General features: G+C 76.5%; 20 protein-coding genes. 15 read left to right on the top strand and 5 right to left on the bottom strand.

Going from position 1 to position 19671, the window contains the following annotated elements; all coding sequences use genetic code 11:
- Positions 1-87: 87 nt before the first annotated feature.
- A complete protein-coding gene (locus AB8M62_RS01400) occupies positions 88-1110 on the bottom strand; it encodes an NADP-dependent oxidoreductase (RefSeq protein ID WP_369068416.1) in 1023 nt (340 codons plus the stop codon).
- Positions 1111-1228: 118 nt separating this feature from the next.
- Between AB8M62_RS01400 and AB8M62_RS01395 the strand changes: the two genes are divergently transcribed.
- A complete protein-coding gene (locus AB8M62_RS01395) occupies positions 1229-1582 on the top strand; it encodes a TraR/DksA family transcriptional regulator (protein ID WP_369053004.1) in 354 nt (117 codons plus the stop codon).
- Positions 1583-1647: 65 nt separating this feature from the next.
- Positions 1648-2337 carry an NAD(P)H-binding protein gene (locus AB8M62_RS01390; protein ID WP_369068415.1) on the top strand — a complete coding sequence of 230 codons (690 nt, stop codon included), beginning with the start codon at positions 1648-1650 and terminating at the stop codon, positions 2335-2337.
- Positions 2338-2356: 19 nt separating this feature from the next.
- Here the strand turns inward: AB8M62_RS01390 and AB8M62_RS01385 are convergent, their stop codons facing one another.
- A complete protein-coding gene (locus AB8M62_RS01385) occupies positions 2357-3769 on the bottom strand; it encodes a hypothetical protein (protein ID WP_369068414.1) in 1413 nt (470 codons plus the stop codon).
- A gap of 149 nt (positions 3770-3918) precedes the next feature.
- On the opposite strand from AB8M62_RS01385, the gene serA reads away from it, so the two are divergent.
- Positions 3919-5163 (top strand): phosphoglycerate dehydrogenase, encoded by a 1245-nt coding sequence (gene serA, locus AB8M62_RS01380; protein ID WP_369053046.1) that lies wholly within the window; start codon positions 3919-3921, stop codon positions 5161-5163.
- Between the two features lie 41 nt (positions 5164-5204).
- The gene (locus AB8M62_RS01375) at positions 5205-5714 is read left to right on the top strand and encodes a metallophosphoesterase family protein (protein ID WP_369053009.1); all 510 of its coding nucleotides are present in this window, start codon (positions 5205-5207) and stop codon (positions 5712-5714) included.
- 35 nt (positions 5715-5749) lie between these two features.
- Here the strand turns inward: AB8M62_RS01375 and AB8M62_RS01370 are convergent, their stop codons facing one another.
- Entirely contained in the window at positions 5750-7024 is a 1275-nt protein-coding gene (locus AB8M62_RS01370; RefSeq protein ID WP_369068413.1) for an FUSC family protein, read from the bottom strand.
- Positions 7021-8205, bottom strand: coding sequence for a zinc-dependent alcohol dehydrogenase (locus tag AB8M62_RS01365; protein ID WP_369053011.1), 1185 nt, complete (start codon positions 8203-8205; stop codon positions 7021-7023). The genes AB8M62_RS01370 and AB8M62_RS01365 overlap by 4 nt, the downstream gene beginning before the upstream one ends.
- Before the next feature lie 182 nt (positions 8206-8387).
- Here AB8M62_RS01365 and AB8M62_RS01360 point away from each other — a divergent pair, with 182 nt between their 5' ends.
- The 5 genes from AB8M62_RS01360 to AB8M62_RS01340 all read left to right on the top strand — a co-directional run bounded on the left by AB8M62_RS01360 (position 8388) and on the right by AB8M62_RS01340 (position 11947).
- The gene (locus tag AB8M62_RS01360; RefSeq protein WP_369068412.1) at positions 8388-9266 is read left to right on the top strand and encodes a F0F1 ATP synthase subunit B family protein; all 879 of its coding nucleotides are present in this window, start codon (positions 8388-8390) and stop codon (positions 9264-9266) included.
- Positions 9263-9715 carry a phage holin family protein gene (locus AB8M62_RS01355; RefSeq protein WP_369068411.1) on the top strand — a complete coding sequence of 151 codons (453 nt, stop codon included), beginning with the start codon at positions 9263-9265 and terminating at the stop codon, positions 9713-9715. Before AB8M62_RS01360 ends, AB8M62_RS01355 begins: the two co-directional genes overlap by 4 nt.
- On the top strand, positions 9691-10464 hold the full coding sequence (locus AB8M62_RS01350; protein ID WP_369053015.1) for a DUF3618 domain-containing protein: 774 nt from the start codon (positions 9691-9693) through the stop codon (positions 10462-10464). Before AB8M62_RS01355 ends, AB8M62_RS01350 begins: the two co-directional genes overlap by 25 nt.
- 96 nt (positions 10465-10560) lie before the next feature.
- Positions 10561-10881, top strand: a complete 321-nt coding sequence (locus tag AB8M62_RS01345; RefSeq protein WP_369053016.1) for a hypothetical protein — start codon at positions 10561-10563, stop codon at positions 10879-10881.
- A 76-nt stretch (positions 10882-10957) separates the two neighbouring features.
- Entirely contained in the window at positions 10958-11947 is a 990-nt protein-coding gene (locus AB8M62_RS01340) for a YihY/virulence factor BrkB family protein (protein WP_369053017.1), read from the top strand.
- A 65-nt stretch (positions 11948-12012) separates the two neighbouring features.
- On the opposite strand, the gene AB8M62_RS01335 is transcribed toward AB8M62_RS01340, so the two are convergent.
- A complete protein-coding gene (locus AB8M62_RS01335; protein ID WP_369068410.1) occupies positions 12013-13047 on the bottom strand; it encodes an aldo/keto reductase in 1035 nt (344 codons plus the stop codon).
- A 165-nt stretch (positions 13048-13212) separates the two neighbouring features.
- Between AB8M62_RS01335 and AB8M62_RS01330 the strand changes: the two genes are divergently transcribed.
- The 6 genes from AB8M62_RS01330 to gnd all read left to right on the top strand — a co-directional run bounded on the left by AB8M62_RS01330 (position 13213) and on the right by gnd (position 19567).
- Complete coding sequence (locus AB8M62_RS01330) at positions 13213-14049, top strand: alpha/beta fold hydrolase (protein ID WP_369053020.1); 837 nt, start codon at positions 13213-13215, stop codon at positions 14047-14049.
- A gap of 85 nt (positions 14050-14134) precedes the next feature.
- The gene (locus AB8M62_RS01325) at positions 14135-15223 is read left to right on the top strand and encodes a PfkB family carbohydrate kinase (protein ID WP_369053022.1); all 1089 of its coding nucleotides are present in this window, start codon (positions 14135-14137) and stop codon (positions 15221-15223) included.
- Positions 15224-15301: 78 nt separating this feature from the next.
- On the top strand, positions 15302-15949 hold the full coding sequence (locus AB8M62_RS01320; RefSeq protein WP_369053023.1) for a UdgX family uracil-DNA binding protein: 648 nt from the start codon (positions 15302-15304) through the stop codon (positions 15947-15949).
- 44 nt (positions 15950-15993) lie between these two features.
- Positions 15994-16659: a GntR family transcriptional regulator gene (locus AB8M62_RS01315; RefSeq protein WP_369053025.1), complete on the top strand. Its 666-nt coding sequence runs from the start codon at positions 15994-15996 to the stop codon at positions 16657-16659.
- Positions 16656-18014, top strand: coding sequence for an MFS transporter (locus AB8M62_RS01310; protein ID WP_369068409.1), 1359 nt, complete (start codon positions 16656-16658; stop codon positions 18012-18014). The genes AB8M62_RS01315 and AB8M62_RS01310 overlap by 4 nt, the downstream gene beginning before the upstream one ends.
- A 146-nt stretch (positions 18015-18160) precedes the next feature.
- Positions 18161-19567, top strand: coding sequence for an NADP-dependent phosphogluconate dehydrogenase (gene gnd / locus AB8M62_RS01305; protein ID WP_373694835.1), 1407 nt, complete (start codon positions 18161-18163; stop codon positions 19565-19567).
- The last annotated feature ends 104 nt before the right edge of the window (positions 19568-19671 follow it).

The following is a 19671-nucleotide window of genomic DNA, read 5'->3' as shown; positions in this document are numbered from 1 at the left end:
ACCCGCGCGCCGCCCGGCGCAGCGCGGGCGGGTCCCCGGCCGGCCCGGGCGCCCGCAGCGGGGCCGGGCGTGGGGCCGGGCGCGGGGTCAGCGGTGGCCGGCGCGGACGAGCATCTTGCCGGTGTTGGCGCCCCGCAGGAGACCGATGAGGGCCTCCGGGGCGTTCTCCAGGCCCTCGACGACCGTCTCGCGCGCCACCAGCGAGCCGTCGGCCAGCCAGCCGCCCACCTCCCGCTCGAACTCCGGGCGCAGGTCGGCGAGGTCGCCGACGATGAACCCCTGCAGCCGCAGCCGCTTGCCGACGACGGCGAAGAGGTTGCGCGGCCCGGGCGGGGCCGAGGCCAGGTCCCGCGGGGAGTTGTAGGTCGCGACGCTGCCGCACAGCGCGAACCGGGCGTGGTCGTTGGCCACCGCGATCGCCGCCTCGAGGTGGTCGCCGCCGACGTTGTCGAAGTACACGTCGATCCCGTCGGGCGCGGCGGCGCTCAGCTGCTCCAGGACGGGGGCCGCCCGGTGGTCGATGCCGGCGTCGAAGCCCAGGTCGTCGACGAGGTGGGCGGCCTTGACGTGCCCGCCCGCGCTGCCCACGACCCGCGAGGCGCCCTTCAGGCGGGCGATCTGCCCCACCAGGGAACCGACGGCACCGGCCGCGCCGGAGACGAACACGGCGTCGCCGGGGCGCATCGAGGCCACGTGCAGCAGACCCGCCCAGGCGGTGAAGCCGGGCATGCCGAGCACACCGAGGGCGGCGCCCTCGCCGACGCCGTCGGGCAGGTCCAGCCGGCGCACCCGGCCGGCGGGCAGCACGACGGACGAGCGCCAGCCCAGCCCGTGCTGGACGAGGTCGCCCACGGCCAGGCCCGGCGCGCGCGACTCCTCCACGACGCCGACGGCGCCGCCGTCCAGCGGCTGCCCGAGCTGGTAGGGCGGCACGTAGGAGGGCACGTCGTCCATCCGGGGGCGCATGTACGGGTCGACCGACATGACGAGCAGGCGGACGCGGACCTCGCCGTCGCCGAGGGGCTGCTCGGGCACCTCGACGAGCGCGAAGTCGTCGGGGACGGGTTCGCCCTGCGGACGGCGGGCCAGGTGCACTTCGAGGACGCTCACGGGCGCCCACTGTGCTCCCGCCGTGCCCCGGTCCCTCCGGCGGGGTATGGATGGGGGCTGCACCGCGGGGTCCCGCGGCCCGGTCGCGCCGACCGGTGGACGAGAGGTGGGGGAGACGATGGACACGCAGGTGGCCCGCGAGCGGCTCCTGGACATGCAGCAGCAGCTGATGGCCGACATCGACGGCATCCGCAGCCGGCTGGAGTCGGGCGTGCTGCCCGACACCCCGGAGGGCGGGGCGGACTTCGGCGACCGCGGCGCCCACGAGCAGTTCGCCGCGCAGGACGAGGGGCTGCTGGACGGCGCCAAGCGCCGCCTGGCCAGCGTCGAGGACGCCCTCAAGCGGATCGAGGACGGCACCTACGGCATCTCGGTGGTCTCCGGCAAGCCGATCCCCGAGGAGCGCCTGGAGGCCCGCCCGGACGCCGCGACCCTGACCGACGAGGACGTCGCGGACGCCCCGCTGCGCTGAGCCGCCCGCCGTCCCGCCCGCCCCCGCGGCGGGCGGGGCGGGACCGCCGCTCGTACGGTGGCGGGATGCTCGTCGTCCTGGCAGGAGCCCACGGCAAGATCGCCCAGCACCTGGGCCGCCTCCTCACCGCCCGCGGTGACGAGGTGGTCGGTCTGGTGCGCAACCCCGACCACGCCGGCGACCTGGAGGCCCTGGGCGTGCGCCCGGTGGTGCGCGACCTGGAGAGCACGTCGGCCGAGGAGCTGGCCGGGGACCTGCGCGGCGCGGACGCGGTCGTCTTCGCCGCCGGGGCGGGCCCGGGCAGCGGCGCCGGGCGCAAGGACAGCGTGGACCGGGGCGCGGCCGTGCTGCTGGCCGACGCGGCTCTGCGCGCCGGGGTGGCCCCGTACCTGCTGGTGTCCTCGATCGGCCTGGAGGCCGTGGCCGACGGCCGCGCGCCGGAGGGCGCCGACGAGGTGTTCGTCGCCTACCTGCGGGCCAAGCTGGCCGCCGAGCAGGACCTGCTGGCCCGCGAGGGGCTGCGCCTGACGGTCCTGCGCCCGGGGGGCCTGACCGACGAGGCGGCCACGGGCCGGGTGCGGCTGGCGCCGTCGGTGGAGCGCGGGCAGGTGCCCCGCGCCGACGTCGCGGCGGTGCTGGCCGAGCTGCTGGACCGCCTCGCCGACGGCAGCGCGGGGCGCGGGGAGGTGCTGGAGCTCGTGGGCGGCGACGTCCCCGTCGCGCGGGCCGTGGACCAGGCGCTGGGCGGGAGCTGACCCGCTCCGTCGCCGGGTCTCAGGACACCCGGCTCGGCGCCGCGCTCGGGGCCCGGTCCGGTGCGCGGCGCGCGCCGGCCAGGACGAGCGGGACGGCCACCGCCGTCCCGGCGAGCGCGCCGAGCGCCCAGGCGGCGCCCACGACGGCCAGGCCCGCGCCCGCGGTGAGCCCGGCGACCACCCCGCCGACCGTGACGGCACCCGTGACGAGGGCGACGAGCAGCTGGGCGCGCGCCCGGCCGCGGGCGCGCAGCACGACGACCGTCAGGTCCAGGGCGGCCACGCACGGGGCGGACACGGCGAAGGCCACGAGGACGCCCGTGCCGGTGGCCGCGTACTCCTCGCCCAGCAGCCGCAGGACCGCGGGCGCCTGCCACGCCAGCAGGGCCGCGGCGGGCACGACGGCGACGGCGAGCAGCCCGGCGGCGCGGGGCAGGACGGCGCGCAGCGGGGCGCTGCCCGCCTCGGCGAGGGTGGCGGCCGTCACGGCGCAGGCCGTGCCGAACAGCACGCCGGCGGCGGTGGCGCTGAGCTGGACGACGCCGGCCGCGGCCGCCCCGCGCTCGGACAGCACCACCAGGGGCACGAGCAGGGTGGGCGCGTGGAACGCCAGGTGGGCGCCGTGGGTGCCCGCGGCCTCCCCGGCGCGCCGGCGCAGCAGCGCCAGGTCGCGCCGCGCGTCCACCCGGTGGGTCGAGCGCCACCCGCAGCGCAGGCGCAGCACGAGCAGGCTGCCGAGCGCCGAGACGGCCGCGCCGCAGCCGACGGCGCCGAGGACCCCGGCCGCGTCCACCGTCCCGGCCGCGGCGGCCAGCCCCAGCAGCACGGCGAGCTTGGCGCCGCCCTGGCCCAGGCCGTCCAGGAGGAGGTTCCAGCGGGTGGCGCGCAGGCCGACGAAGGCGGCGTCGGTGACCGAGCTGACCGTCAGCGCCACGGCCGTCCCGACGAGGAGCACGGCCGTGGCGGGCGAGCGCAGCACCTCCAGGCCCGCCACGGCCGACGGCGCGAGGAGCAGGTAGGCGAGCGCGCCGAGGGTGGCGGCGAGGGCGGCGGCGCCCAGCGCGAGGTCCAGCTCGCGCGACCAGCCCGCGCCCCGGCCCCACCCGCTGCGCCGTCCCCCGCCGGCCCGTTCGCTGTCCCGTCCGCTGTCCCGCCGCGCGGCGCCGTCGGCGGTGGAGACGGCGCGCACGAGCCAGACGGGGGTGCCCAGCAGCGCCGCCAGGGCGAGGAAGGAGACGGCCGAGACGAGCACGGTGGCGGTGCCGACGACCTCGGGCGGGGCGCTGCGGGCGGCCAGCACCCAGAACAGGGCGCCGGAGGCGGCGGTGACCAGGGTCGCCAGGGCCTGGTGGCCGGAGGTCGACACCAGCCGGGAGGCGCCGCGGCGCCGGACGGGCGGGCAGCGCGCCACCCGCTCGCGCCCGGTCCGCACCCCGCGATCGTGCGGGACGCCGCGCCGCCCGGCACGTCGGGGGACCCGGCCCCGTCGGGAGCGGCGCGTGCCGTGCGCCACACTGGAGACCCACCCCGCGCCCGTCACCGCTGGAGGACTCCGTGCCCGCGCCCGTGCCCGCCGCCGACCTGGCGCAGCCCGCCGCCCCCCTCCGCGAGGCGGGAGGCACCGGCACCCGCCGGGCGCTGCTGCTGGAGAACATCCACGCCGACGCCCGCGCGCTGCTGTCCGAGGCCGGCTGGCAGGTCGAGACGGCGCCCGGCGCGCTCGACGAGACCGAGCTCGCCGAGCGCCTGGACGGCGTGTCCCTGCTGGGCATCCGCTCGCAGACGCAGGTGACCGCCGCGGTGCTGGAGGCGGCGCGGGACCTGCGCGCCGTGGGCGCCTTCTGCATCGGCACCAACCAGGTCGACCTGTTCGCGGCCGCCGAGCGGGGGGTCGCCGTCTTCAACGCCCCCTACAGCAACACCCGCAGCGTGGTGGAGCTGGCGCTCGCGGAGATCATCGCGCTGACGCGCCGGCTGACGGTCAAGGACCGCGCCATGCACGCGGGCGTGTGGGACAAGTCGGCGGCCGGTTCGCACGAGGTCCGCGGCCGCCGCCTGGGCATCGTGGGCTACGGCAACATCGGCTCGCAGCTGTCGGTGGTCGCCGAGGCGCTGGGCATGAGCGTGTTCTTCTACGACACCACCGACAAGCTGGCCCTGGGCAACGCCCGCCGCTGCGGCAGCCTGCACGAGGTGCTGGAGATCGCCGACGTCGTCACGCTGCACGTGGACGGCCGCAGCAGCAACACGGGGTTCTTCGGCGAGGCGGAGTTCGCCCGGATGCGCCCGGGCTCGATCTTCCTGAACCTCTCGCGCGGGTTCGTCGTCGACCACGGCGCGCTGCGCCGGCACGTGGAGTCCGGCCACCTGGCGGGCGCGGCCGTGGACGTCTTCCCGCAGGAGCCCAAGGGCAGCGGGCAGGCGTTCGACTCGGAGCTGCGCGGCCTGGACAACGTCATCCTCACCCCGCACGTGGGCGGGTCGACGGAGGAGGCGCAGGAGGACATCGGCCGGTTCGTGGCCGCCAAGCTGCGCGACTACGCCCTGCACGGGACGACGACGCTGAGCGTGAACCTGCCGGCGCTGGCGACCGAGCACGCCCCCGGCACGGTGCGGCTGGTGCACCTGCACCGCAACGTGCCCGGGGTGCTGGCCGCCATCAACGGCGTGCTGGCCGACGAGGGCGTGAACATCGAGGGCCAGCAGCTGGCCACCCGCGGGGACCTGGGGTACGTGGTCACCGACATCGCCGCCCCGGCCTCGGAGGAGGTCGGCCGCCGGCTGCGGCAGCTGCCCGAGACCGTCCGCGTCCGCCAGCTCGGCTGAACGGCGGCGAGCCCGCGGCGGACGCGGGGGAGGGGCTGCCGGTGCGCCTGCTGCTGGTCTCCGACACCCACCTGCCCCGGCGGGCGAAGGACCTGCCGGCGCCGGTGTGGGAGGCGGTCGAGGCCGCCGACGTCGTCGTGCACGCGGGGGACTGGGTGGACGCGGCGACGGTGCGCGCGTTCCAGCGGCGGGCGCGCCGGCTCGTCGGGGTCGCCGGCAACAACGACGGCGAGGACGTGCGCGCGCTGCTGGGCGAGACCGCCGAGGTGGAGCTGGGCGGGGTGCGGGTGGCGGTGGTCCACGAGACGGGGCCGGCGCGCGGCCGGGAGCGGCGCTGCGACGCGGTGTGGGCGGGGCGCGCGGACCTGCTGGTGTTCGGCCACAGCCACGTGCCGTGGGACTCGACCACCCCGTCGGGGCTGCGGCTGCTGAACCCCGGCTCGCCCACCGACCGGCGGCGGATGCCGACGTTCACGTGGACCACCCTGACCGTCGGCGGCGGCCGGGTGAGCGACGTGCGGCTGCACCACCTGGAGCCGTCGGCGCGCTGAGCGCGCGGCCCGGGAACGCGGCCCGGGAACGCGGTTCAGGAGCGCCGGCCGCGGCGCAGCCTGCCCCGCACCCGCGCCAGGGGCCTGCGCCGCACCACCCGCACGACGGGCTCGGGGTCGGGCCGCGCCCACGGGGTGGGCAGGACGGCCTCGGGGTCGGGGTCGTCGGTGGACACGTGCAGCGCCCCCAGGCAGCGGCGCAGCAGGGTGGCGACGGCGCCGGCGGTCTGCCGGTCGCGGTCGTGGGTGAACTCCGCGCTCATGACGGCCGCGGACAGGCGCTGCAGGTGCTCGCGCAGGCCGTCCGTGGTGGCCGCGTCCAGGCGGGGGTGCTCGGGCACGTGCCGCACGCCCGCGGCCAGCGCCGCCAGCGCGTCGGCGGTGGGCAGGCGCAGGACCCGGTCCAGCGCGACGGAGCCGTCGCCGGGGGACTGGACCTCCACGAGCAGCTCGGTCAGCTCCTCCGCGCGGGTGGCGAGGTTGTCCAGGACGACACCGGCCAGGTGCTGGCGCTGGACCTTCTCGGTGTTCCAGCGCGCGCGCACGTTGCCGACGAGGGACTCCTCGGTCTCCCGGGAGCTCACGCGCACGGACTCGCGGACCGGCTCGATGGCCCGCAGCCGCTGCGCCCACTCCTCGCCGGTGGGCGGGTCGTCGCGGCGCAGGCCCTCGGCGAGGTCGTCGAGCTGGTCGGCCACGGCCGTGCTCAGCTCGCGCAGGGCCCGGTCGGAGGTGGCCAGCGGCACCTCGGGGAAGGCGGCGTTGACCCCGACCGCCACCAGGCCGCCCAGCAGCGCCAGCCCGCTGTAGGCGAGGACGTAGTCCACGGGGTCGGGCGCGCCGATGACGAGCACGAACAGGGCGGCGGTGACCACCCAGCTGCGCTGCTCGCCGAAACCGCGCCAGCCGGCCACCAGCGTGCCGACGCCCACGACGAGCGCCACCTGCGGCAGGCCCTGGCCCAGCCAGGAGCTGACGCCCAGCGCGAGGAGGGCACCGGCCACGATGCCGGCCACCGCCGCCAGGGAGTTGCGCCAGGAGGCGCGCACCGTCGTGTACGAGCCGACGACGGCGCCCAGCGGCGCGTAGTACGGGTACTCCTCGGCCGGGGCGAACGGCAGCCACAGCGCGATCTGCCACGCCAGGGTGGCCGCGGCGGCGGCGCGCACCGCCAGCCCGAGCCGCGGCCAGCGCCCGAACAGCACCCCCCGGGCCGCCTCCCGCGCGCGCGCGGCGGGGGAGGGGCCGGGGGGTGCCGCGCCGTCGAGGGGTCCGCGGGACGGGCCGGCGGTGCCGCCGGCCCCGCTCACGGCTGCAGGACGACCTTGATGCAGCCGTCGCGCTTCTCCTGGAACGCCGCGTACCCCTCGGGGGCGTCGTCCAGGGGCAGCCGGTGCGTCGTCAGGTCCATGACGCCCAGCGGGTCGGCGGGGTCCTCCACGAGCGGCAGCAGGTCGTCGACCCAGCGCTTGACGTTGCACTGGCCCATGCGGAACTGGATCTGCTTGTCGAACATCGTCAGCAGCGGCAGCGGGTCGGCCTCGCCGCCGTACACGCCGGACAGCGAGACGGTGCCGCCGCGGCGCACGGCGCGGATCGCGGTCTCCACGGCGGTGAGCCGGTCGACGCCGGCGGTCTCCATCGCCTTCTGCGCCAGCTTGTCCGGCAGCAGCCCGACGGCGGTCTGCGCGGCCTTGGCGACGGCGCTGCCGCCACCGCCGTGGGCCTCCATGCCGACGGCGTCGACGACGGCGTCGGGGCCGCGGCCGTCGGTGCGCTGCAGCAGCTCGTCGACGACGTCGCCGGTGCCCTCGACGGTCTCCACGCCGTACCGCTCGGCCATGGCGCGCCGCTCGGCGACGGGTTCCACGGCGATGACGCGGTGGCCGAGGTGGCGGCCGATGCGGGCGGCGAACTGCCCGACCGGTCCGAGGCCGAGGACGGCGAGGGTCCCGCCCTCGTCGACGGCGGCGTACTGCACGGCCTGCCAGGCGGTGGGGACGATGTCGGACAGGAACAGGTACCGCTCGTCGGGCAGTTCCTTCCCCACCTTGATCGGGCCGTAGTCGGCGTGCGGGACGCGCAGGTACTCCGCCTGCCCGCCGGGCACGGACCCGTACAGCGAGGTGTAGCCGAACAGGGCCGCGCCCATGCCCTTCTCGCGCACCTGCGTGGTCTCGCACTGGGTCTGCAGGCCGCGCTCGCACATGAAGCAGTGCCCGCAGCTGATCTGGAAGGGGATGACGACCCGGTCGCCGACGGCGAGGTCCGTCACGGCCGAGCCGACCTGCTCGACGATCCCCATGGGTTCGTGCCCGAGCACGTCGCCCTTCGCCAGGTAGGGGGCCAGCACCTCGTACAGGTGCAGGTCGGAGCCGCAGATCGCCGTCGAGGTGATCCGCACGATCGCGTCGGTGGGTTCGCGCAGTTCCGGGTCGGGCACCTCGGTGACCGCCACGGACCGCTTCCCCTGCCAGGTGAGCGCCTTCATGGGCCCCGACCCTGGCACCCGGGGACGCCGCGGGCACGTCGGCGACCTCCTGCGGCTCGTGATGTTTGGACGTGCCCGGACCGGGTACCTGCGGCTCGCGGGTGGCCGTCGGGAGGATCCGGCCGGCTCTCGGTCGCGCCTGGCGTGCGGCGCCCGCGACGGACCAACGGGAGGACGTGAGCATGTCGTACGACGACAGCCAGAGCACGAAGGCCCGCGCCCAGGAGACCGCCGGGACCGCGCAGCAGCGCGCCGGCGAGGTCGCCGGCTCGGCGAAGGAGCAGGCCGCCGACGTGGCCGGGACGGCCAGGGAGCAGGCCGCCGGTGTCGCCGGCTCGGCCAAGGAGCAGGCCGCCGACGTGGCCGGGACGGCCAAGGAGCAGGCCGCGAACGTCGTGGCGGAGGCCAGGGACCAGGCCGTCGGGCTGCTCGACCAGCTGCGCCAGCAGGTGGACGAGCAGTCCAGCACCCAGCGCGACCGCCTGGCCGCCTTCCTGCGCCAGGCCGGCCAGGAGCTGCGCCAGATGGGCGGCGCCAGCGAGGGGTCGGGCGCCGCGACCCAGCTCGTGCGCCAGGCCGGGGACCGCGCCAGCGCGTGGAGCAGCGCCCTGGAGGCCCACGAGCCGCAGGAGCTGCTGGAGCAGCTGCGCCGCTACGCCCGCCGCCGCCCGGGTGCGTTCCTGCTGGGCGCGCTCGCCGCCGGTGTGGTGGCCGGGCGCGTCACCCGCGGCGCGACCGCCGCCTCCGACCGCACGAGCGACACGGCCCTGGGCCGGAGCGGCTCGCGCGAGCTGGAGCCCCTGGCGACGGCGCCGGTCACCACGGCCGGCGCGACGACGCCCGCCCCGCTCGGCGGTGTCGGTCCGAGCGCCGTCCCCGGCGCGGGCACCGGCGTCGGCACCGGGGTCAGTCCCGGCGTCGGCACCGGGGTCGCCGCCCACGACGTCGACCCGACCGTCTCCCGCTTCGGCGAGAACCCGGACGAGGACCTCGTGCCGCACCACCTGCGCAGCGACGTGCCGTCCGTGTCCGACGCCCCGGCCCACGGGTCCCGCCCGTGACCGCCCCGACGTCGGGCGCGCACCCGGCCCCGGACCCCTCGGGCGCCGCGTCCGGCGCCGGCGCCGGGCAGGGCGAGCGCTCGCTCGGCGAGATCTTCTCGAGCATCACGACCGAGCTGTCGACGCTGGTGCGCCAGGAGATCGCCCTCGCCAAGACCGAGCTGCGCGAGGACGCCAAGAACGCCGGTCGCGGTGCGGGGATGCTCGCCGGCGCCGGTGTTGCCGGGCACCTGTTCCTCATCTCGCTCACCGCGCTGGTGGTGCTCGCCCTCGGGCACCTCATCGGCCACGCGTGGGCGGCGCTCGTCGTGACCGTCGTGTGGGCCGTCGTCGCGGCGGTGCTCGCCAAGAGCGGGCAGAAGGAGCTGAAGAAGGTGCCGCCGCCGCTGGAGCGGACCACCGCCACTCTCAAGGAGGACGTGCAATGGGCCAAGCACCCGACGAACTGACCGGACGCGAGCACGCGCGGGAGATCGAGACCGACATCTCGCGCACGCGGTCCTCGCTGAGCGCCGACCTCGACGAGCTGAGCGACCGGCTGAGCCCCTCGAACGTGGCGCACCGGCAGACCGAGCGCGCCAAGGACGCGGTGCGCTCGCGCGCCGTCGGCGTGAAGGAGAAGATCATGGGGTCTGCGCACGACGCCGCCGACAGCGTCCGCGGGACGGTCGGCGGTGCCACGGACAGCGTCCGCGGGACCGTGGACGACGCGAAGCACCGGGTCGGCGACGCCCGCGACAACGCCGGCGGCACCGTCGCCGACGCCCGGGCCGGGGTCACCTCCAAGACGCGGGGCAACCCGCTCGCGGCCGGCCTCGTGGCCTTCGGCGCCGGCTGGCTGCTGTCGTCCCTGCTGCCGGCCAGCCAGAAGGAGGCCGAGCTCGTCGGCGGGGCCGTCGACCGCGCCAAGGACTCCGACGCCCTGCAGCAGGTGCAGCAGGAGGCCCGCAGCGTCGTCGCGGACGTCAAGGACGAGCTCCAGGGGCACGCGCAGGAGGCCGTGCAGCAGGTCAAGGAGACCGCGCAGGACGCCGCGCAGACGGTGAAGTCCGACGCGCAGGACGCCACGCAGACGGTCAAGGCCGACGCCCAGGAGGCCACCGAGACCGTGCGGTCCGACGCGCAGGGCGCCGCCGGCCACCTGAAGGCGCAGAGCCGCGACGCCGCCGCCGACGTGCGGGGCACCGCGCAGAGCTGACCCGCGGGCGCGCGAGCGCGGAGGCCGGCCGTGGACGCGGCCGGCCCCCGCGCTCCGGCACGTTCGAGATCGGCGCGAGCGGGGTACGACACGGTCATGACCACTCCCGCTGACGACACGGCACCCGCGGACGGCACGGCACCCGCCGACGGCGTCGAGCCCCACGACGAGCGGGGCCGCGAGCGCCTCGCGGACGCCGCCGGGCACCTGCACCGCTCGGAGGAGGCCACCGAGGACGCGAAGCGGGCGGCCCGCGACCTCGGGATGACCCGCGAGGACGGCGAGACGGGCCGCGACAGCGAGCTCGGCGCCACGCGCACCCCGCCGCAGGAACCCCGCGGCACGGCGGACATCCCCGCCGGCGCCGACGGCCCCGACCACCCGCAGGACCCGGACGCCCCGGGCGACCGGCACTGACCCGACCCGTCGACGACGCCGCAGGCGCCGACGCGCTCGCCGAGCGCCCGCGCCGCCGCGGCGGGATGGTGGAGACATGAGCAAGACGAAGACGCAGGGCGACCGGCTCTCGGTCCAGCGCGACGCCCCCGGCGTCGAGGCCGACAGCCCCCAGGAGATCCCCGCCCGCGGGTGGTTGCAGATCACCAAGCGCGCCTGGAAGGAGGCCAAGGCCGACCAGGTGCCGCTGCTGGCGGCCGGCGTGGCCTTCAAGGCCTTCCTCGCCATCTTCCCCGCCCTCACCGCGGCGTTCCTGCTGTGGGGCCTGGTGGGGGACACCCAGGAGATCACCGAGCAGATCAACGGCGTGGAGGCGATCCCCGCCGAGGCGCGCGACCTGGTCGTCAGCCAGATGGAGCAGATCTCGGCCAACCAGAGCGCGGCCGGGTGGACCATCGCCATCGCCGTCGTCCTGGCCCTGTGGAGCGCCTCCAGCGGTGTGCAGAACCTCATGACCGCGACGAACCTCGCCTACGACGAGGAGGAGACGCGCGGTTTCGTGAAGGTGAAGGGCACCGCCCTGCTGCTGACCGTCGGCGCCATCCTCTTCATGCTGCTGGCGATCGGCCTCATCGGCGTCCTGCCGGTCCTGCTGTCGGTGTTCGGCACCAGCACGCTGGTCACGGTCGGCGTGCAGGTCGTGCGGTGGGGGCTCCTGCTCGGGCTCGTCGTCCTGGCGCTGGCGGTCGTGTACCGGCTGGCGCCCGACCGCGACGCCCCCCGGGCGAAGTGGGTCTCCGTCGGCGCGGCCGTCGCCACCGTCCTCTGGCTCGTCGTCTCGATCGGGTTCTCCGTCTACATCAGCGTGGCCGGGAACTCCTCCTACACCAAGAACTACGGGGCGCTGGCCGGTGTCGTCATCCTGCTCATGTGGCTGTGGCTGACCAGCTACGCCATCCTCCTGGGCGCGGAGATCAACGCCGAGTCGGAGAAGCAGACCGCGCGCGACACGACCGTCGGCGAGCCGCGACCCATGGGGCAGCGCGACGCCACGGCCGCCGACCAGCCGCCGGCGCCGCAGGCGTAGTCCCGCGGGACTGCGCGCGACGGCCCGCCACCCCACCGGGTGGCGGGCCGTTCCGCGTCGCAGGTTCAGCGCCCGCCGGTCAGCTTCCTGCTGCGCTGGGTGATGGCCTTGTCGCCGTAGGGGTAGTCCGCCGGCTGCGGGTCGCTGGCCTCGTCCAGGCGCACGAGCTCCTCCTCGGTCAGCTCCAGGTCCGCGGACCCCAGGTTGTCGAGCAGCTGCTCGGTGGTGCGCGCCCCGAGGATCACCGAGGACACGGCCGGCTGCGCGGCCAGCCACGCCAGCGCCACCTGCGCCATCGTCGCGCCGCGCCCCTGCGCCACCGACTGCACGGCGTCGACGACGTCCCACGTGCGCTGCTGGGCGTTGCGCCCGGCGTAGTTCTCCATCCCGCGCTCGGGGTCCTCGCCCAGGCGCGAGGCGCCCGTGGGCACGGTGTCGCGCTGGTACTTGCCGGACAGCCACCCGCCGCCCAGCGGCGACCACGGCAGCAGGCCCAGGCCGTTCTCCTCGGCGGCCGGGACGATCTCCCACTCGATCTCGCGCACGAGCAGGCTGTACTGCGGCTGCAGCGTCACCGGGCGCGCCAGGCCCAGCGCGTCGGCGAGGTCGACGGCCTTCTGCAGCTGCCAGCCGGTGAAGTTCGACAGCCCCACGTTGTGCACCTTGCCGGCGCGCACGAACGCGTCCAGCGTCTGCAGGGTCTCCTCCAGCGGCGTCCACGGGTCCCAGGCGTGCACCTGGTACAGGTCGACGGCCTCCACCCCCAGGCGGCGCAGCGAGGCGTCGAGGGCGCGGGTCAGGTGGCGGCGGGACAGCCCGAGGCCGTTGGGTTCCGGCGAGGTGGGGAAGCGTCCCTTCGTCGCCAGGACGACCCGCTCGGTCACCTCGGCCGGGCGCGAGGCCAGCCAGGCGCCGATGATCTCCTCGCTCGTGCCGCCCGTGTACACGTCGGCGGTGTCGACGAGCGTGCCGCCGGCCTCGAGGAACCGGTCGAGCTGCTCGAACGCCCCGTCGCGGTCGGTCTCGCCGCCGAACGTCATGGTGCCGAGGGCGAGGTGCGACACCGAGGTGCCGCTGGTGCCGAGGGTGCGTTGCTCCATCGTGGGGTTCCTCCAGACGGGTGAACTGCTCCGGGCGCCCCATCCTGCTCCCGGGTCGGACGCACCCGCCGCCCGGGTCGCGCCGGGCGCCCGGGCGGGTCAGGGTGGGAAGGCCGGTTGAACGTCGAACCGGTGCTCGACACACCTCGAAGGGACGGGGAGACCATGACCACCCTCACCGTGGGACGCGACGGCGCCGAGCCGGTCGACCTGCACTACACCGACCACGGCACCGGCCGGCCGGTCGTGCTCATCCACGGCTGGCCGCTGTCCAGCCGCTCGTGGGAGAAGCAGGAACCCGTGCTCGTGGAGAACGGGTACCGCGTCGTGACCTACGACCGCCGCGGGTTCGGCCAGTCCTCGCAGCCGTGGGACGGCTACGACTACGACACCTTCGCCGCGGACCTGCGCGCGCTGCTGGAGCACCTGGACCTGCGCGACGCCGTGCTCGTCGGGTTCTCGATGGGCGGCGGGGAGGTCGTGCGCTACCTCTCGCGCTACGGCACCGACCGGGTCGGCGCGGCCGTCCTGGCGGCCGCCGTCCCGCCGTACCTGCGCAAGACGGACGACAACCCCGACGGGGGTCTGGACGACGCGACGATCGAGGAGTTCCGCGCCGGCGTCACGGGCGACCGCATCGCGTTCCTCGAGGGCTTCACCAAGAAGTTCTTCAACACGGGCCTGGTCCGCAAGCCGATCTCGGAGGAGTCGCGGCTGTACCACCGCGCCCTGGCCGAGTGGGCCTCGCCGCGCGCCACGCTGCAGTGCGTCACGGCCTTCGGCACGACCGACTTCCGCGCCGACGTCGCGGCGGTCACCGTGCCCACGCTCGTCGTCCACGGCGACGCGGACGCCGTCGTGCCGTTCGAGGTCAGCGGCAAGCGCAGCCACGAGGCCATCCCCGGCAGCCGGCTGGTCGTCGTCGAGGGCGCCCCGCACGGCCTGAACGCCACCCACGCCGAGGAGTTCAACACCGCGCTGCTGGACTTCCTGCGCGGCTGAGCGGTCCGGGAGCCCGCACCCGCCCGGCGGCGTCGTGCCGCCGGGCGGCGTCGCGCGCCGGGCCGGGGCGCGGCAGGATCGGCGCGTGCCCGCCGCGACGCCCCCGGACGCCCCCTTCGACGTCCACGTGCGCGGCACGGTGTTCCTGGACATCGTCCTGACCGGGCTGGAGGCCGAGCCGCGGCTGGGCACCGAGGTGTGGACGTCGGGGATGGGCTCGTGCCCGGGCGGCATCGCCAACATGGCCGTGGCCGCCGCCCGGCTGGGCCTGCGCACCTCGCTGGCCGCGGCGTTCAGCACCGACGCCTACGGGCAGTTCTGCTGGCAGACGCTGGGGGAGCAGGAGGGCGTGGACCTGTCGGCGTCCCGGCGCGTGGCCGACTGGCACTCGCCGGTGACGGTGTCGCTGGCGTGGGGCGGCGACCGGGCGATGGTCACCCACGAGCACCCCGCGCCGGGCGAGGACCCCGGGGACGTGCCGCCCGCCCGCGCGAGCCTGGTGCACCTGGCCGCCGAACCCCAGCCGTGGGTGCGCCGCGCCGCCGCGGCCGGGTCCCTCGTCGTCGCCGACGTCGGCTGGGACCCCACCGCCGAGTGGTCGGCGGACGTCCTGGCGGGCCTGGAGCACTGCCACGCCTTCCTGCCCAACCACGTCGAGGCGCTGCGCTACACCCGCACGGACACCCCGGAGCGGGCCGCGGCCGCCCTGGCGCGGCACGTGCCGCTGGCGGTCGTCACGCGCGGCGCGGACGGCGCCGTGGCCGTCGACGCCGCCACGGGCGAGAGCGCCGACTGCCCGGGGCTGCCGTTCGAGGCGCTGGACACCACGGGCGCCGGTGACGTGTTCGGGGCGGGTTTCGTCGCGGCCACGCTGGGCGGGTGGCCGCTGGGCGACCGCCTGGCCTTCGCCAACCTGTGCGCGGGGCTGAGCGTGCAGCAGTTCGGCGGGTCGCTGTCCGCTCCCGGCTGGGGCGACATCGCCGACTGGTGGCACCACCTGCGCACCGGCCCGCGCACGTCGGCCACGGCCCAGCTGGTGCGCCGCTACGGCTTCCTCGACGACGTCCTGCCGGCCGAGCACGGGCGCGCGGTGCGCCGCGCCGGCGCCACCCTGGCGGTGCTGGACGACCTGCCCCGCAACGACCTGCCCCGCGGCGACGGCGCGACCGCCTGACGCCCCGGGCCGCCGGGCCGCCGGGCCCGTCGAGCGCGCGGTGTGGCGGGCCCCGGCCCGAGGGGCTAGGACAGGGGCATGGCGACCAAGGTCGAACGCCCCGGAGCGCAGCAGTGGGTGCCCGAGGGCGCCGACGTCGAGGGGCTGCGCGAGGCGGCGGGCAGCTGCCGCGGCTGCGAGCTGTGGGAACCGGCGACCCAGGTCGTCTTCTCCGCCGGGTCGCCGACCGCGCGCCTGGCCCTCGTCGGCGAGCAGCCGGGCGACCAGGAGGACCGGCGCGGCGTGCCGTTCGTCGGCCCCGCCGGGAAGCTGCTGCAGCGCGCGGTGGACGAGGCGGGCATCGAGCGCTCCGACGTGTACGTGACGAATGCGGTCAAGCACTTCCGCTTCACCCAGAAGGCGCCCGGCAGCCGGAGGATCCACGCCAGCCCCGACGTCGGGCACATCACCGCGTGCCGGCCGTGGCTGGCCGCCGAGCTCGGGCGGGTCGACCCCGACGTCGTCGTGTGCCTGGGCGCCACGGCCGCCAAGGCGCTGCTGCCCAAGGAGTTCCGCGTCACCAAGGACCGGGGCCGCACGATGGTGCTCCCCACGTCGCGCGGGGAGAAGACGTTCCTCGGCACCATCCACCCCTCGGCGGTGCTGCGCGTGCCCGAGGAGGACCGCGAGGCCGCCTACGACGGGCTCGTCGCCGACCTGCGCACCGCGCTCGCGGCCCTGGGCTGACCCGCGCCCGATCCGGGCGGTGGCTGTGCCACGATAGATACATCATGGACACCGTCAGCACCTCAGGTGCCCCGCCCACCGTGCCCCCGGCCGCCGAGCGCGTCTACGCCGAGGTCAAGGCCGCCATCCTCGACCGCTCCCTGCCCGGCGGGCAGCTGCTGACCGAGGGGGAGCTGGCCGCGCGCACCGGCGTCTCGCGCACCCCCGTGCGCGAGGGGCTGCTGCGCCTGGAGGCCGAGGGTCTGGTGCGGCTGCTGCCCAAGCGCGGGGCCCTCGTCGTCCCGGTCTCCCCCGAGGAGGTCGAGGACGTCCTGGAGGCCCGCGAGCTGGTCGAGGTCCACACCGCCGTGCGCGCCTGGGACCGGCGCGCGGAGTTCACCGGCGAGCTGGCCGGGCACCTGGAGCGGATGCGCGCCGCGCAGTCCGCCGGGGACGCCTGGGCCTTCATGGGCGCCGACCGCGCCTTCCACGCCACCGTCGTGCGCGCCGCCGGCAACCGCGTCCTCGCCGACCTGTACGACGGGCTGCGCGACCGGCAGATGCGCATGGGCGTGGCGAACATGCGCGGCTCGGCCGACCGGATGAGCGTCGCGCTGGCCGACCACGAGGCGCTGCTGGAGGTGGCGCGCACGGGGGACCTGCGCACCTGGCGCGAGCTCGTGCGCCGCCACGTGCGCAGCGCCGGCGACCGGTTGCGGAGCACCCGGTGAGCGGGGCGGTGCACCCGGCGGGAGCCGCCCGCGGCGGTGCCGTGCGCGGGGCGTGGCTCGTGTTCGCCGTCGGGGCCGTCGCCTACGTCGTCACCGTCCTCAACCGCACTTCCCTGGCCGCCGCCGGCATCGACGCCTCCGAGCGCTTCGCCGTGGGCGCCGGGACGATCGGCGCGTTCGCCGTCCTGCAGTTCCTCGTCTACGCGGCCCTGCAGGTGCCGGTGGGCGTGCTGATGGACCGCTGGGGCCCGCGCCGCCTCGTCGTGGCGGGCGCCGTCCTCATGGCCGCCGGGCAGTTCCTGCTCGCCGTCAGCACCGACGTCCCGCACGCCCTCCTGGCCCGCGTCCTCGTCGGGGCCGGCGACGCCGCCACCTTCGTCAGCGTCCTGCGGGTGGTGACGAACTGGTTCCCGCCGCAGCGGGTGCCCGTCGTGACCCAGCTGGTCGGGTTCTTCGGCCAGTTCGGGCAGGTCCTCAGCGTCGTGCCGCTCGTCGCGCTGCTGCACGGCGCCGGCTGGACGCCCGCCTACCTGGCCGTCGCCTCCTTCAGCGCCCTGGCCGCGGTGCTGTGCGTCCTCGTGCTGCGCGACGCGCCGCCCGGCGCGCCGCTCGCGCGCTCGGTCGTCCCGCTGCGCCGCGTCGCCGGGGACCTGCGCGAGACGCTGCGCCAGCCGGGCACCCGGCTCGGCCTGTGGTCCCACTGGGCCACGCCCTTCTCCGGCAACGCCTTCGCGACCCTGTGGGGGTACCCGTTCCTCGTCTCCGGCCAGCAGCTGAGCACCGCCGGGGCCAGCGCCCTGCTCACCCTCTACACCGTCGCGGCCGCCGTCAGCGGCCCCGTCATCGGCACCCTCGTCGCCCGGCACCCGCTGCGCCGCTCCTGGCTCGTGCTCACCGTCGTGGCCGGTCAGGCCGTGCTGTGGGCGCTCGTGCTCGCGCTGCCCGGCCCCGCGCCGCTCGCGCTGCTCGCGCTGCTCGTCGTCGTCGTCGCGGTCGGCGTGCCCGGGTCGATGATCGGCTTCGACTTCGCCCGCACCTCCAACCCCGCGCACCGCCTGGGCGGGGCCACCGGCCTGACGAACGTCATGGGGTTCACGGCCTCGCTGCTGCTCGTGCTCGGCATCGGCCTCGCGCTGGACGTGCAGGGCGCCGGCACCCCGGAGACCTACCGCCTGGACGCGTTCCGGTGGGCGTTCGCCCTGCAGTTCCCGCTGTGGGCGGTGGGCGTGGCCGGCATCCTCGTCAGCCGCCGGCGCACCCGGGCCCTGCTGGCCACCCAGGGCGTCGTCGTCCCGCGGGTGCGCGACGCGGTGCGCCGCGACCTGGCCGCCCGGCGCGCGCGGGCCGGCCGCTGACCGCACCCGCACCTCTCAGCGGGGGCGGCCCCGTGAGAGGCGGGCGGGTGGTTCCCGGCGCCGCCCGCCCGTGGGAAGGTGCCCGCGTGAGCACACCGGACAGCACCCCCGCGAAGGCCCAGATCGGCGTCACCGGCCTGGCCACCATGGGCCGCAACCTGGCCCGCAACATCGCCCGCCACGGCTACGTGACCGCCGTGCACAACCGCACCGACGCGCGCACCCGGGCGCTGGTGGAGGAGTTCGGCCACGAGGGCACCTTCGTGCCGGGGTACTCCGCGCAGGAGTTCGTGGACTCGCTGGAGTCCCCCCGCACCGTCATCGTCATGGTCAAGGCGGGCGGCCCCACCGACGCCGTCATCGAGGAGCTGGCGCCGCTGCTGAGCGAGGGCGACATCCTCGTCGACGCGGGCAACGCCCACTTCGCCGACACCCGCCGCCGCGAGGCCGCGCTGCGCGAGAGGGGGATCCACTTCGCCGGCGTCGGGGTCTCCGGCGGCGAGGAGGGCGCGCTGCTCGGGCCCAGCATCATGCCCGGCGGCTCCGAGCACGCCTACGCCAAGCTCGGCCCGGTCTTCGCCGACATCGCCGTGTCCGTGGACGGGACGCCGTGCTCCACCCACGTCGGCCCCGACGGCGCCGGCCACTTCGTCAAGATGGTGCACAACGGCATCGAGTACGCCGACATGCAGCTCATCGCCGAGGCGTACGACCTGCTGCGCCACGGCCTGGGCCGCACCCCCGCCCAGCTCGCGCAGGTGTTCGAGAGCTGGAACGCCGGGGACCTGGAGAGCTTCCTCATCGAGATCACCGCCCAGGTGCTCGCCAAGGAGGACCCCACGCAGGACGGCGTGGCCCTCGTCGACGTCATCCTCGACCAGGCCGAGCAGAAGGGCACCGGTCGCTGGACGGTGCAGACCGCCCTGGACCTGGGCACCCCCGTCTCCGGCATCGCCGAGGCCGTCTTCGCCCGCGCACTGTCCGGGCACGCCGAGCAGCGCAGCGCCGCCACCGGCGTGCTGCCCGGCCCGGCCGAGGAGACGCCCTTCGTCGCCGAGGCCGACGCCGACGCGTTCGTCGACGACGTGCGCGCGGCGCTGTACGCCTCCAAGGTCGTCGCCTACGCGCAGGGCTTCGACATGATCAAGGCCGGCTCCGCCGAGTACGGCTGGGGCGTGGACCCCGGTGCGATGGCGACGATCTGGCGCGGCGGCTGCATCATCCGCGCGAAGTTCCTCGACCGGATCCGCGAGGCGTACGAGAAGCAGCCGGAGCTGCCCTCGCTGCTGCTGGACCCGTACTTCGCGCAGGCGGTGGCCGACGGGCAGGAGGCGTGGCGGCGCGTCGTGCAGCACTCGGTGGCGCACGGCATCCCCGCGCCCGGCTTCGCCTCGGCGCTCGCCTACTACGACGGCCTGCGCCGGCCGCGCTCGTCGGCGGCGCTCGTGCAGGGCCTGCGCGACCTGTTCGGCGCGCACACCTACAAGCGCACCGACCGCGACGGGAACTTCCACGTCGACTGGAGCGGCGACGGCTCCGAGTCGCCGGCCTGAGGGACCCGACGGTCCGACGTGGGGGGGGGGGGGCGCGCCCGCCCCGCGCCCCCCCGCGCGCCCCCCCGCCCCCCCCCACCCCCCCGCCCCACCACGCCGGGCCC

Source organism: Kineococcus terrestris, assembly GCF_041020755.1.
GTDB classification, from domain to species: Bacteria; Actinomycetota; Actinomycetes; order Actinomycetales; family Kineococcaceae; genus Kineococcus; species Kineococcus terrestris.
Note: the sequence above shows the minus strand (reverse complement) of the source record. Positions and strands in the feature narration are given on the sequence as shown.

Coding starts and splice junctions, on each gene's coding strand:
- gnd (WP_373694835.1), top strand. CDS start 18,161: ATGGGCCGCAACCTGGCCCGCAACATCGCCCGCCACGGCTACGTGACC.
- AB8M62_RS01330 (WP_369053020.1), top strand. CDS start 13,213: ATGACCACCCTCACCGTGGGACGCGACGGCGCCGAGCCGGTCGACCTG.
- AB8M62_RS01335 (WP_369068410.1), bottom strand. CDS start 13,047: ATGGAGCAACGCACCCTCGGCACCAGCGGCACCTCGGTGTCGCACCTC.
- AB8M62_RS01315 (WP_369053025.1), top strand. CDS start 15,994: ATGGACACCGTCAGCACCTCAGGTGCCCCGCCCACCGTGCCCCCGGCC.
- AB8M62_RS01390 (WP_369068415.1), top strand. CDS start 1,648: ATGCTCGTCGTCCTGGCAGGAGCCCACGGCAAGATCGCCCAGCACCTG.
- AB8M62_RS01320 (WP_369053023.1), top strand. CDS start 15,302: ATGGCGACCAAGGTCGAACGCCCCGGAGCGCAGCAGTGGGTGCCCGAG.
- AB8M62_RS01360 (WP_369068412.1), top strand. CDS start 8,388: ATGTCGTACGACGACAGCCAGAGCACGAAGGCCCGCGCCCAGGAGACC.
- AB8M62_RS01395 (WP_369053004.1), top strand. CDS start 1,229: ATGGACACGCAGGTGGCCCGCGAGCGGCTCCTGGACATGCAGCAGCAG.
- AB8M62_RS01340 (WP_369053017.1), top strand. CDS start 10,958: ATGAGCAAGACGAAGACGCAGGGCGACCGGCTCTCGGTCCAGCGCGAC.
- AB8M62_RS01365 (WP_369053011.1), bottom strand. CDS start 8,205: ATGAAGGCGCTCACCTGGCAGGGGAAGCGGTCCGTGGCGGTCACCGAG.
- AB8M62_RS01345 (WP_369053016.1), top strand. CDS start 10,561: ATGACCACTCCCGCTGACGACACGGCACCCGCGGACGGCACGGCACCC.
- AB8M62_RS01350 (WP_369053015.1), top strand. CDS start 9,691: ATGGGCCAAGCACCCGACGAACTGACCGGACGCGAGCACGCGCGGGAG.